We start from the raw sequence: 12,122 nt of genomic DNA on the forward strand, positions 1-12,122 counted from the left end.
AATGTGGAACCTTCGTCGGTTCCGGTTTCGGAAGCCGAAACCCCCGTTTTCTCGTGTCCGTTCGGAGCGGGCAGGCCGATCAGCCGCTCTACGAAATCGACAACATCCTCGGGCGGGCTCGGCATTTTAATGTAACTGTCGGCCTTGCCTTTCTCTTTTTGGTGGCGCGAAAAGAGAGCCTCGGCATCCGGCGACAAACTCGTCAATATGACCGGTACATGCTGGGTAGGTCCATGCCCTTTCAAGCGTCTGCAAAGATCTTGACCTTTGGCTTCCCCGTCCATCGAGGCAATCACCAGATCGGGGGTTTGGTGCCCGACGATCTGAGCGGCCTCTTTTTCACTGGTCGCGGAACGGACTTGATAAAAAAGTTCCTCCAAAACGCTTTTCAGCTGGCCGCTTCGGTGCGCCTCGGGGTCCACCCACAAAATCGTTTTCGGCCCGCTCTGCATAAAAGGGGCACCATTATTGCCAGGGGAAGCCGGGTGTCAATGTAGGGTTTCCGGTTCAAGTGGCGTAGGCGAGACCGAAAATCGTTTCGCACAGCGGCGGAAATGCGGCTTTTCGTGCGTCCAATCATCCTCCAAACTTGGCATTCACGTTGCTCATTGGTCTCGGCGGGATGAGGAACCGCAGAGGTCAAAGCGTAACGGAATATCTTTTGGTCTTGGTCTGGCTCTTTGTATTTGCCGGATTCTGGAAGATCCCCGAAAGGCTCAAGCAGGCCATGAATCATCGCCTTGAAGCCAGCTACGAGCTCCTGCGGCGCCCCGTTCCATAAGGAAAATGTTTTAACCAAGAAAGGAAGAATTCAAATGTCGATCAAACGGAACAAAGACAATCGCGGTCAGGGGATGACGGAGTATCTCATCATTGTTGCATTAATGGCGATATCAGCCATCGCCGTAATGAGCAAAACGTCCAAAATCATGAAAACCGGCTTCGGCGGCGTGGCCAAGGCATTGCAGGGCGAAGAGCAGCAACATGAGACGACCGATATCGGCACGACCGAAACTCAAGCCAGCGATATGGGTGACTTCACGCAAGGCGTAAACAACGACTAATAACTGAGGCCGCCTTGCCATTGACACAATGCAAGATGCCGTTACGATCATCGCGTGTCATGGCTGATACTCTGTAGTTTGACCGGTCTTCTGGTTGGCGCGGCAGTCGCATGGTTTGCGGCTGCCGGCCGACGGAAGGACTCCGGTCTCGAACTGCTGCAGCAACAGCTGACCGGTCTGAATCAACATATGGCGAAGGTGATGGCCGACGTCACGTCCATCACCAGCTCTGAAATCGGCCGCCTAAACCAACGTCTGGACGAGCGGCTCAAAGAAACGTCGCATCTGGTTCAGACCACGCACCAGAGTGTCGGTGAGCGTTTGGACCGGAATACCGAAGTGTTCGGCCGGGTCCAGCAGAGTCTCACTCGCCTTGAAGAAACAAATCGGCAGATTCAAAACGTCGGCCAGGAAATCGCCCGCCTTCAAGAGGTTCTGCGCGCCCCTAAACTTCGAGGAAATTTAGGCGAGCTTTTTCTGGAGGAACTTCTGTCCCAAATCCTCCCCCGCACGTATTACGAAATGCAATATTCCTTTAGAAGCGGACTAAAAGTGGATGCGGTGATTCGGCTCCCAAAGAATCATCTTGTGCCGATCGACGCGAAGTTCCCGCTCGAAAATTTCCAACGCATGATCGCGGCGAACGTTCCGGAACCGGAGCGCGAGGCCTACCGAAAGCAGTTCGCCGTTGATTTTCGAAAGCATGTCGACTCGATCGCTTCCAAATACATCGTACCCGATGAAGGAACACTCGATTTCGCGCTGATGTACATTCCCGCCGAAAATATTTATTACGAGGCCATTTTGCGCGACGAGAAATTCGGCGAGGGAGGAAGCATCAACGCATACGCCCTGAAGAGGCGTGTCATTCCCGTATCCCCGAACAGTCTTTATGCATACCTTCAGGCCATCGTCCTGGGCCTGCGGGGCTTGCACATCGAGGCTCGCGCGGAGGAAATCTTCAAATTTCTCGAGCAGCTCCGGAATGAACTTCAACGATTATCGGAGGATTTCGACTTAGTGGGCAAACATCTCACGAACGCATCTTCCGCGTTTGAGAAGGGCAATCGCCGATTGGATAAAGTTCGAACTCGCGTGGATGAATTGGAGAGTACAAGAACGGACGAGAGCGAACCTCTTTTGGAAGAGCCGGAGAAAGTCTCGAAAATTACGGCGGCGTCTTCGTAAATCAAGGTGGCAGGAGTTTTCTTGGGTCAAGCGCCTTCTTCCCTCTTCGAACTTCGAAATGAAAGAAAGCCCTGGCGGCCTCCTGCCGGACCTTGGCTATCGCATCTCCGCGACGCACCGGCGTCCCTTTCGGAGCCAAGATCTCTCCCAAATAGGCGTAGACGGAAAACAATTGGGAAGCATGGCGAACAATGACGAGATTTCCGTACCCCTCGACTCCACGGCCCTCATAGACGACTTTCCCATCCGCCGCCGATCGGATCGTCGAGCCGGGGTCCACCCGAAGATCCACGCCGTTGTGCATTTTCTCTCCCCTTTTTCCGAACGAAGAAACAATTTGACCCTCGGCGGGCCATGAAAAAATGAGAGGGCCTCCCTTTTTTGAAGGGACGACTGATGCGCCCGAACCCACCGCCCGGCCTGAAGCCGCCGGAGGAGACCCACTCTTCTTGATTTCCTGCTTTTGAGGTAGCGCCGCAATCGGCGGAATCGATTTTTCCACCACCTCGTCCCCATTTCCGATCGGGCCGGTCTTTTCCACGGCGGCTTTGATATCCTCATACTCCCACACGCTTTTTTCGAGTCGACGTGTTTGGTTCGCTCCCGGAATCAAGAGCTTAACGCCGGGTGCCAAATGATTAGGGTCTTCAATTCGATTTGCGGCTATAATCTCTTCCAACGATACGCCGTAGACGTGCGCGATCTGAACCAGTGTGTCGCCGGATTCCACGCGGTGGATCGCCCCGCCTTGCACGTGACAACCGAGAAAGGCGAGCGTCAGTCCGGCCGTCAGACCACGAATGGAACAAAACTGCATTCGCACAAAAATTTCTTCCCCCACTGTTTCCCTCGTTTGGTCATTACGTAAAGCCTTTGGATCTTTTCTTCTTCCGCTAAAGGCAACACAAGCTTCCCTCCCTCGATCAGTTGTTCCGCAAGAATGAAGGGAAACTCCCGACAGACCGCCGTAACGACGATGCGATCGAACGGAGCGTATTCCGCCCATCCGTAAAGACCGTTCGCAACTCGGACCGAAACACGATGGTACCCGAGAGCTTCCAAATTTCGCCTCGCGCGAGACGCCAATCGGTGAATACGCTCGATGGAAAAAACCGAGCGCGTCAGCTCGGCTAGCACGGCCGCCTGATAGCCGGAACCGGTCCCGATTTCGAGGACCTTTTCCGTTCCGGTTAACTCCAGCGCTTCCGTCATCGTGGCCACGGTGAATGGTTGAGAAATCGTCTGATCGTCTCCGATCGGAAGCGAATGATCCGCATAGGCGCGTTCACGAAAAGCTTCTGGAACAAACCGATCGCGGGGTATCTTTCTCATCGCTTCCAAAACCTTCGGATTTCGAATTCCTCGCGTTTGCAAGAATTGATCGACCATGCTCGCGGAGGTCATCACCCGCGAGCGGCGCGAACTTACAACGGCCATTTTCGCAGGACTTCCAGATACCGTTCGTGCGTGTGATCCAGCAAAACCGGCGTAATGGATACGCGGCCGGCCGCAATGGCATTGCAGTCCGAGCCCGGGATATCGTCGAAACCCAACTCCTCGCTTCCGACCCAATAATATTTTTTGCCCCTCGGATCGATCTTCTCTTCCACGACATCCGCGAAGTGGCGTTTTCCCAAACGCGTCACTTCATACTGGTCGACGGACGTTTGGGTAATATTGGGCACGTTGATATTCAGGATTACGTCTTTCGGCAGGTCTTCGTCGAGGATCTTCTTGACCACTCGCTTCGCAAAATGAGCGGCCGGTAAAAAGTTTGGAACATCTTCCGACTGCACGGCCAATGAAATCGCGATCGACGGGACGCCCATGAGAGCCCCTTCCAAGGCTGCCGCCACCGTTCCGGAATAAATAACGTCGTCCCCCAGGTTAGGCCCCTGATTGATCCCCGAAACGACGATGTCCGGACGCTTCTCTTTCAAGATTTCCCGGATCGCGAGATTTACACAATCCGTGGGCGTGCCGTCGACGGCGTACCTTCGATCCCCCTGAGCGTGAATTCGAAGAGGGCGATGGAGCGTCAACGAATGGCCCGCCCCGCTCCTCTCGCGATCCGGAGCCACGACGAACAGATTCCCAAACGAGGAAAGCGCCTCCTCGAGGGCTTTAATGCCGGGGGCATCGATACCGTCATCGTTGGAGAGGAGAATTCGCATACCGCGACGCAAATACCCCAAGCATATCTGAACGCGGGACTAGAATGAACTTCTAAGTCGTTGAAATGACATTGTTTGGACGGGACTCAAGCTGGCACGCCTTCTGCGTCTTGTGGGAATGAATTTAGGAGAGTTGTTGATGTGCAAGAAAGAAGACTGCCCGATCTATTCGACCTGTGACAAAGAATATGACCAGGCTCTCTATTGCCGAAAAGTGGAGCTCCTTCTGCACCTAAGTCAGATCCAAAAAAAGCCCCGCCCACGCGTGAATTACGTGAAGGCCCCGGAACGGCGAATTCTGATGTAGTTTGTCCGTCTTTCGGACTCTTTGGGACGAGAAGGCGACCAACGGGTTCCTCTCCAATTAAACAATAGCTTATAAGTTCAATGGGTTAGCCCTCGTGCCGGGTGGCACGCGCCCTGCGTGGTCAGAGCCTGATGCTGATGCAATTTCTCTATAGCTTGCCGCTCTTCATGCTCGCGGTGTACGGCGTCGTGGAAATCTCGGAATTCGGTTTCTTTCTCGGCGCAGCGGAACAGGCGAGCTTCTTCTCGGCACGAAGTCAGTTCGTAGGAGAAGGCGGTACGGAAGTCGTCGAATATTTCAACGACGCCACCATGGATCCGGTAGCCAACCTGGAGGGACGCACCTCGCCCTTCACGCCCGCGCCGATTACGCCGGCATCCATCGCCCCGGGATCGTCTCCCGCCGCCGCTGTGGAATTGAAATATCCGGAAGGATGGCTGTTTCCAGAGAACTTCCTGCTTCAGCGCCCCTGGACGAGTTCAATCCCGGCACATGTTCGAACAACGCCGATTCCGAACCGAGGCGTACCGTGAACGGGAACCGCGGACAAATTCTTCCGTTAGCGGCCCTAATCCTTCTTGTGATAGCGTTCTTAATCGGAATTAACGCCGAGCGTCTCCTCACCGGAATCCGGAAGATTCGCCAACAGCGTCAGGCGGATTCGCTTGTTCTCATTGCGGTTAATGAACAAGCGCGCGCGCTTAATGCGATCGCGGCTCTCAATCAGAAAATTAAAGTTGCGCAAGAACGCGCGTACCTTTATGCGATTGGAATCGCAACCACGGCGGCCTGTTATGCGGCTTCTTGGGGGACTTACATGCCCTGTCTCCGCGCCACGGAGTATTTGGTCCAAGAGGCTATCGATAAGTTTTATCCATCCCTTAAAAAATTCGGGCAGAACGCTGAGGAGCAACAGAAGCAAATTGCAACGTGGGCCGCACACGCTCCCCGGCGTGCGGTCACGCTATTCAACCTCGAACGATTTTCTAACGCTCTCGCCAGTTCCGATCCCGAGCGAGACATTCAGTGGGCGGTGCTCTTTCCGGAAAAACCCGACAACGAGAATCCTGCAATATCCAGTGAATTGCATATCGCGCAAGGCGGCAGCGGGCAAAGCGGGAATGTGTATGCGACACAAGAAGAAGCCGACTTCGCTGCCACCGGCCAGGTCAGCCGGTGCGACGAGACCGGTCCGCAATCCATTCAATCGGAAATGGATCTTGGTTTTGTCATGAATCGGCTGCAGTCCCGCATGGATGCGAATGACGAGGCTACTTTTGTTTACGAAGTGCGCGAAGGGACTTCTCCGTTCAACACCCACGTGCTCGGCCATCGTGAGATCGAAGTGAAGCAGGACCAACTCGGCACGATCCAATGGTCGATGCTCGATGGCAATTCAGGAAACAGGCTGGTGGCCGTTTCCTATCACGTGAATTTCTGCGAGGACGCGTCCGATTATCTACCGGACCTCGGCCTCCCTCCGTTTTTCGATCTGAAACAAGCATTTCAAGAGTATCAAAAGCTCACGGTTGCCGTTGTTACACTTGACCGGAAAAGCATCTTGGCTGACTTTTTACCCCGAGGCGGTCTCAACGGCATCCGTCCCGATCTGTGGTCGTTAAGCGAAGCAAGAGTGGCGGGAGGGAATCTCCAAGAAATGGAGTTTCATGCCGTCTTAAGCCCAGTAACCCGGCATGAACAGTTTTGGGACCACGTCGGCGAAATGATCCCTCTTCCGGTCGGATCGTCTGAGCTCGGCGATCTCCATACGTGGGCGAAAGGCGCGTTGCCCTTCGACATCCCCGATCTCGATTCCGTACTCGGGGATATCATGGGGCTGGAGATCCCCCACATCATCGAGCTCCCCGACTTTAATATTCCTCAGGTTGATTTCGGCCAGCTACTGCCAAGTTCGGGCCTTTCCGATTTGGATAATTGGCTGGATTCTTTGACCGTTGATCCTCCCGCCAAGGAGACTCTCGATGCACATTTGGCGCATTAGACGGGTTCCCCATGGGGGGATCGAGTTATTCTTGGTGCTGCCTCTTTTTCTTTTGCTCGCATGGGGTGCGGGCGTGACCGCCATCATGCTCCATCAATCCGAGCGCCTCGAGCGAGCCGGTTGGTACTATGCCATGGCGAAGAGCCATGAGGGAAACGATATGGAACAAGTCCGGCAGCGTGCCCTCGATATTTTTACCGAGGCCGGAATGACCCAGGAAATTCAATATGAGTCGCCGGGAACAAGCGTGTTGGATGCGGCGGCTCGAGTTTCTCCGCTCGCGGTAACGGACACGAACGGCGCGGTGCTGCCCCTACCCGCAGTCTTCCTTCTTTTTCTCGGATATTACCCGAGAGAACGGGAGAAGCTATCCATCGAGTACAACCTGCCCGGACAAATTTTTAACCGGTGGGGTACGCACGAGATCGCCAACCATCCGACAAGTCCGCGAGGTGGCTTTGACAAGCTGGAGAGTTCGCTGCGGTCGCAAAATGCGGAGGTGGAGATTCCGGGGAACAACTTCAAGGAACGGGACCTTTTGGCGCATGGCCTGGGGTTGGAAGCCACCAAAGACACCTCGTACCCCTGCCTGCCGATCGAGTTCTGGGGGATCAAAGAGTTGATGGAGGCGGGAAACAAGTCGGGCCTTGTCCTTCTGGCGGCAGGCAGTCAAGCGCTCGATGCCATGGCCTCGGCTGCAAGCGAGCTATGTCCATTCTAAAAGAAATATGAAAGGAGACTGAAATGTTCGACGTTCAAAAATTCACGCTTAAAGTCAAACAATGGTTGGAGCCACGAAAACAATGGTTGTTCCCTGCGATCCTGGCGTTAACCGGAAGCATGTTCCTGTACGGCGGCATCTCCAGTTACAAAAGCCACTTGGGGTATGGAATGGCGACACGAAAAGTCGTCGTCGCCACAAAAGAACTCGACGAAGGGCATATCATCTCAAAAGGGGACCTGGCGCTCACCACGATACCTGCGAAGTTCACGCCGCTCGGCGTATTGCTTGAGAGCGACGGTTCCCAAGCTATGGGACATGCCATCACACGGCAGGTAGCCCGAGGTGAGATGCTTCTTTGGTCGGCCATGGATACCGGTTTTACTCCCACAGGGCCCGCACGGAGAATCGTCAAGGGATATCGCGCCTTGGCTGTAAAAGTGAGTTCCGTGACTTCTATCGGGCAGGCGATTCGCCCCGGAGATCATGTCGACATCATTACGACCGCGTCGCTTCCGGGAGAGGCCGGCGCGACAACCCTGACGTTACTTCAAAATGTGGCCGTTCTGGACGTGGGCCAACCGACGGATAAGAACGAAGGGAACTATTCCACCGTGTCTCTCATGGTCCTGCCGAAAGAGGTGGGTTTGATCACATTCGCTCAAAAAAACGGTGATTTGACGTTCGCCCTCCGGAATCCGGACGATCATATAACACCCACGGATCTCCCTCTCGTTGCGAAAAACGAACTCATCGCAAGCGCGTTTCGAAATTCCTTGCAGCAGGAAAGGAACAATACGGTGGAAATTATTAAGGGCGGAAAGCTCACTTTTGATCACGCGGGGGGCCTGTCCGGGTATTCGCAATGACCGCGCGCATGGGGCTTGCGAGCCGCCGGCTAGGCGCAAGGCGGAAGGCGATGTGCACCATCGGCGACGGCGAGCAACAACGCCGGCGGCCGCAATCTCCATGCGCCCGAAGGGTTCGGGCGGCGCGGCGCCTCGCATCTGACCCCGCGGCGCTCCGAACGCGGTTCTTGCCAATACCCGGACAGGCCCCTAGCCTTGACGGAAAAAAAGTGGCTTAATATCATGCACTTATGCCATTCACTTTCGAGTGCGGTGCGTGCCACGCCGTATATCGCCTCGATGACGAGCAGATCACGCCGAACGGTGTAAAGGTCACCTGCCCTCGTTGCCTAAATTACTTCGTTTTGAAAAGAGGGGCCGAAAGCCAGGCGGAGCGCCCAACAGTCGAGCGTGTCGTCTCTGACGGACGGTATGAGATCTACATGCCCCCTCCATCGCCCTCCGAAGCGACAGTCGATAAATTGTTGACCGACAAAGATCTTGAGGACGAAGAAGCCATCGGACAGGAACCCATCGTCACGCTTCCACAGAAAAATCGGGTCCGCACGGTTCCGGGACTTCCGCCGAAATCATCGACCCCCGTTCCCCCTCCTCCTCCGGCCATTCGTCCCGCGGAAACAGCACCGAAGATAGAGTCGGCTCCCCCGCGATTGACACGGCGCGATCTGGGCGATTATCCTCCCGACAAACCTCCCCAGACCGCAGTTGACCAATATCTGATGCCCGTTTCGTTAATTTTGATTTCTTTGATGGCGCTTCTTTATTTCAATTACGAAGGTTACATTCGGATTCCAGGTCTTTCGAAGCTCCGCGCTCCGACCGCTGTCGGACCGACTCCTCTCGTACCATTGGAACATGCCCCCGCCGGACCGGAAACCCCCAAATTTGGTTTCCCTGCGGTCGAACCCGGTTACGACCCTTGGCGTGACCGAACGCCGACCCCTTCGGATGAACAGCCTCAAAGCGTCAATCCCCAGGGAAGCGGACCGACTCAGTGATTTGCCGAAGATCCGGCGGTTCTATGCTCAATAGATGTCAGATAGTTTCTCGTAAAACAGGCGTCACAGTACCGCGTTGAGTCGCCTTTAGCGGCGCGATAGACGCCTTCCATGCTGAGATAATGAAGCTGATCGGCACCGATAAATCTTCGAATCTCGTCCAAAGATTTATTTGCTCCGATCAATTCCTCCGAGGTCGGGGTATCAATCCCGTAATAACAAGGGCCGACAACCGGCGGAGAACTGATCAACATGGAAATTTCTGTCGCGCCGGCGTCTCGAATCATTTTGATCAGTTTTTTGCTGGTTGTGCCTCGAACGATCGAGTCGTCAATCACTATGACACGCTTCCCGGCCAGGATGCTTCGAACCGGATTCAGTTTGATTTTGACGCCGAATCCCCGAATGGCCTTCTGGGGTTCGATAAATGTCCGGCCGACATAATGATTCCGAATAAATCCCATCTGAAGGGGAATTCCGATCTCTTCCGCGTAACCGATCGCCGCGTAAACCCCGGAGTCCGGGACCGGCGTGACGACGTCCGCCTTTAGAGGAAACTCTCTTGCAAGTTCGTGTCCCAACCGCCGGCGAACGTCATAAACGCTCTGTCCGAAAACCGTGGAATCCGGTCGCGCAAAATAAATGTGTTCGAAGATACAGCGTCCCGGCCGTTTTGGATCGCTGATGCGCATGGAGGATATTTCACCCTTCATCGTCGCCGTAATCATTTCTCCGGGTTCCAGTTCGCGATCGTAGGCTGCGCCGATGAGGTCAAATGCGCACGTTTCCGATGCAAATACCGGAGACTTCCCCAGCCAACCAAGGGCAAGCGGCCGAAATCCCATTGGATCGCGAACGGCGATCAGCTCCTTCGTCGTTAAGAATACCAGGGAATAGGCTCCTTCCACTCGCGCAAGCCCGTTCTTAATCTTCTCCTGGATGGTTGAACCGGGCGCCATTGCCGCCAGATGAAGAATGACTTCCGTATCCATGGTGGACTGAAAGACCGCCCCCTGCTCCTCCAACTGTTTTCGAATCGCGTGAAAATTCGTCAAATTACCGTTGTGCGCGATCGCCAGATCTCCGAAACGACCTGCGGCGATAAAGGGTTGCACGTTTTTCTGAATATTGGGACCGCTCGTTGAATATCGCACATGCCCGATCGCACATGGGCCGCGCAGATATTCGATGGAGTTCTTGTCGAAGGCGTCCGACACGAGCGACCTTCTTCGCATCTTGAACAGGCGCTTGCCATCGGCGGAAACAATGCCCGCCGACTCCTGACCCCGATGCTGAAGGGCGTAAAGACCTAAATAGGTGAGATTGCTGGCTTCGTTGTTCCCCGCGATACCGAAAATCCCGCACATGGCTATAAGGCCTTGAAGAACGACTCGCGTCGCTCCGCTAGAAGTGTGAGAGGCAAGCTGCATTCCCCTTCGATTCGGAATTGATCCCCTCCCGTCTTGCCGATCATGACCATCCGAATTCCGTTCGCCCGGACGATCGCCTCAACTCGGTTTTGCATTTCGGGTCTAAATGAAATGACCGCGCGAGAGGCGTATTCGCCAAATAAGAACAAAATAGAATGGAAGCCCGACGGGATCGAGACCGAAACACCGATCGGATTCAAAGAATTTGCCAGGCACGACTCGATGATGGTTTGGGATATTCCACCGTCCGAACAGTCATGCGCCGACGAAAGAATGCCCTCCTCAGCGAGTGAGAGGAGCGCTTCCTGAAGCGCCTTCTCTCTCTGCAAGTCGATCGGCGGACAAGCCAGATCATCGCGGCCGAGAAGACTCCGGGCATATTCCGATTGATAAAGAGCTTCCTCCGCCGGCGAACCGAGGAGGGCTACCACATCGCCTGACGCCTTGAAGTCTGTTGTGACCCGGTGGCGAAGATTCTCCATCCAGCCGATCATACCGATGGCGGGCGTTGGTTTGATATTCATCGTGCCGGTCTGATTGTATAGACTCACGTTTCCGCCCGTCACGGGCGTGTCAAAAAGCCGACAGGCGTCCGACAGGCCGCGGATGGATTCCTTCAGCTGCCCCATGACTTCCGGCAGTTCCGGACTCCCGAAGTTGAGGCAGTTCGTGACGGCGATTCCGCGCGCTCCGGTGCAGGCCAGATTTCGCACCGCTTCGGCCATGACGTGCACCATGCCGAGATACGGATCGGAATCGCAATAATAAGCGTTGCTGTCGAGTGTAATTCCAAGGGCTCCATTAAACCCTTTGATTCGCATGATTGCGGCATCGGATCCGGGGATGACCACCGTATCCGTACCGACCGTATGGTCGTATTGATGGTAAACAAACCATCGCGACGATAGGTTGGGGCTTCCTTGAAGCTTCAATATCGCTTCCTCCATTCCTTTCGTCGAAGGAAGCTGACCGGACTTGATGACAGCCGTCTTTTTTACGGGCGGTTTGGAAGGCCGATCATACAAGGGGCCACCGTCGGTCACGGGATGAACAGGAAGATCCACGACTTTTTCGCCGTGATAATGCGCCACGACTCGTCCGGTGTCCGTAACGGTGCCCACCTCGACACAATCAATTTCCCACTTCCTCGCAATTTCCTTTACGCGATTCACGTTCGACGGAGCAGCTACAAGAAGCATCCGTTCCTGCGACTCCGAGAGAAAAATCTCCCACGCGTTCATTCCTTTTTCACGCAGCGGAATTTCATCGAGGCGAACATCCATTCCGCTCCGACCTCTCGCCGACATTTCAAACGTGGAGCAGGCGATCCCCGCCGCGCCCATGTCCTGAATTCCGACCAAAATGTCCT

At 54.8% G+C, this 12,122-nt stretch carries 15 protein-coding genes; 9 read left to right on the forward strand and 6 right to left on the reverse strand.

From position 1 onward, the window contains the following. Positions 1-452: response regulator (locus tag VI895_15080; GenBank protein HLG21121.1), on the reverse strand; the 452-nt coding region annotated here is incomplete at its 3' end. Between the two features lie 170 nt (positions 453-622). Here VI895_15080 and VI895_15085 point away from each other — a divergent pair. The 3 genes from VI895_15085 to VI895_15095 are packed head-to-tail and all read left to right on the forward strand — an operon-like array spanning position 623 to position 2,252. Then, entirely contained in the window at positions 623-781 is a 159-nt protein-coding gene (locus VI895_15085) for a hypothetical protein (protein ID HLG21122.1), read from the forward strand. Positions 782-815: 34 nt separating this feature from the next. Further along, complete coding sequence (locus tag VI895_15090) at positions 816-1,064, forward strand: hypothetical protein (protein HLG21123.1); 249 nt, start codon at positions 816-818, stop codon at positions 1,062-1,064. A 54-nt stretch (positions 1,065-1,118) separates the two neighbouring features. Continuing rightward, on the forward strand, positions 1,119-2,252 hold the full coding sequence (locus VI895_15095; protein HLG21124.1) for a DNA recombination protein RmuC: 1,134 nt from the start codon (positions 1,119-1,121) through the stop codon (positions 2,250-2,252). Position 2,253: 1 nt separating this feature from the next. Here VI895_15095 and VI895_15100 read toward each other — a convergent pair whose 3' ends face one another. From VI895_15100 to surE, 3 genes are read right to left on the reverse strand one after another with little or no spacing between them, the layout of a single operon-like run. Then, positions 2,254-3,093 (reverse strand): M23 family metallopeptidase, encoded by an 840-nt coding sequence (locus tag VI895_15100; GenBank protein ID HLG21125.1) that lies wholly within the window; start codon positions 3,091-3,093, stop codon positions 2,254-2,256. Continuing rightward, on the reverse strand, positions 3,042-3,689 hold the full coding sequence (locus VI895_15105) for a protein-L-isoaspartate(D-aspartate) O-methyltransferase (GenBank protein ID HLG21126.1): 648 nt from the start codon (positions 3,687-3,689) through the stop codon (positions 3,042-3,044). The genes VI895_15100 and VI895_15105 overlap by 52 nt, the downstream gene beginning before the upstream one ends. Beyond that, positions 3,677-4,426, reverse strand: a complete 750-nt coding sequence (gene surE, locus VI895_15110) for a 5'/3'-nucleotidase SurE (GenBank protein ID HLG21127.1) — start codon at positions 4,424-4,426, stop codon at positions 3,677-3,679. The genes VI895_15105 and surE overlap by 13 nt, the downstream gene beginning before the upstream one ends. 139 nt (positions 4,427-4,565) lie before the next feature. Between surE and VI895_15115 the strand changes: the two genes are divergently transcribed. The 6 genes from VI895_15115 (at position 4,566) to VI895_15140 (ending at position 9,323) form a co-directional block, all read left to right on the forward strand. After that, positions 4,566-4,733 carry a hypothetical protein gene (locus tag VI895_15115; protein HLG21128.1) on the forward strand — a complete coding sequence of 56 codons (168 nt, stop codon included), beginning with the start codon at positions 4,566-4,568 and terminating at the stop codon, positions 4,731-4,733. Positions 4,734-4,864: 131 nt separating this feature from the next. Continuing rightward, entirely contained in the window at positions 4,865-5,266 is a 402-nt protein-coding gene (locus tag VI895_15120; protein HLG21129.1) for a hypothetical protein, read from the forward strand. Beyond that, the gene (locus VI895_15125; GenBank protein ID HLG21130.1) at positions 5,263-6,735 is read left to right on the forward strand and encodes a hypothetical protein; all 1,473 of its coding nucleotides are present in this window, start codon (positions 5,263-5,265) and stop codon (positions 6,733-6,735) included. The genes VI895_15120 and VI895_15125 overlap by 4 nt, the downstream gene beginning before the upstream one ends. After that, positions 6,716-7,456 (forward strand): hypothetical protein, encoded by a 741-nt coding sequence (locus VI895_15130; GenBank protein ID HLG21131.1) that lies wholly within the window; start codon positions 6,716-6,718, stop codon positions 7,454-7,456. The genes VI895_15125 and VI895_15130 overlap by 20 nt, the downstream gene beginning before the upstream one ends. A 23-nt stretch (positions 7,457-7,479) precedes the next feature. Beyond that, positions 7,480-8,325 (forward strand): Flp pilus assembly protein CpaB, encoded by an 846-nt coding sequence (gene cpaB / locus VI895_15135; protein ID HLG21132.1) that lies wholly within the window; start codon positions 7,480-7,482, stop codon positions 8,323-8,325. 230 nt (positions 8,326-8,555) lie between these two features. Next, positions 8,556-9,323, forward strand: a complete 768-nt coding sequence (locus tag VI895_15140) for a zinc-ribbon domain-containing protein (protein HLG21133.1) — start codon at positions 8,556-8,558, stop codon at positions 9,321-9,323. Here VI895_15140 and purF read toward each other — a convergent pair. Together purF and VI895_15150 are read right to left on the reverse strand one after the other, a co-directional pair. After that, positions 9,317-10,690 carry an amidophosphoribosyltransferase gene (gene purF, locus VI895_15145; GenBank protein ID HLG21134.1) on the reverse strand — a complete coding sequence of 458 codons (1,374 nt, stop codon included), beginning with the start codon at positions 10,688-10,690 and terminating at the stop codon, positions 9,317-9,319. The genes VI895_15140 and purF overlap by 7 nt on opposite strands. A gap of 2 nt (positions 10,691-10,692) precedes the next feature. Then, a partial coding sequence (locus VI895_15150; GenBank protein ID HLG21135.1) for an AIR synthase-related protein occupies positions 10,693-12,122 on the reverse strand: 1,430 nt, incomplete at its 5' end.

The organism is Bdellovibrionota bacterium, assembly GCA_035292885.1.
GTDB lineage: Bacteria > Bdellovibrionota_G > JALEGL01 > JALEGL01 > DATDPG01 > DATDPG01.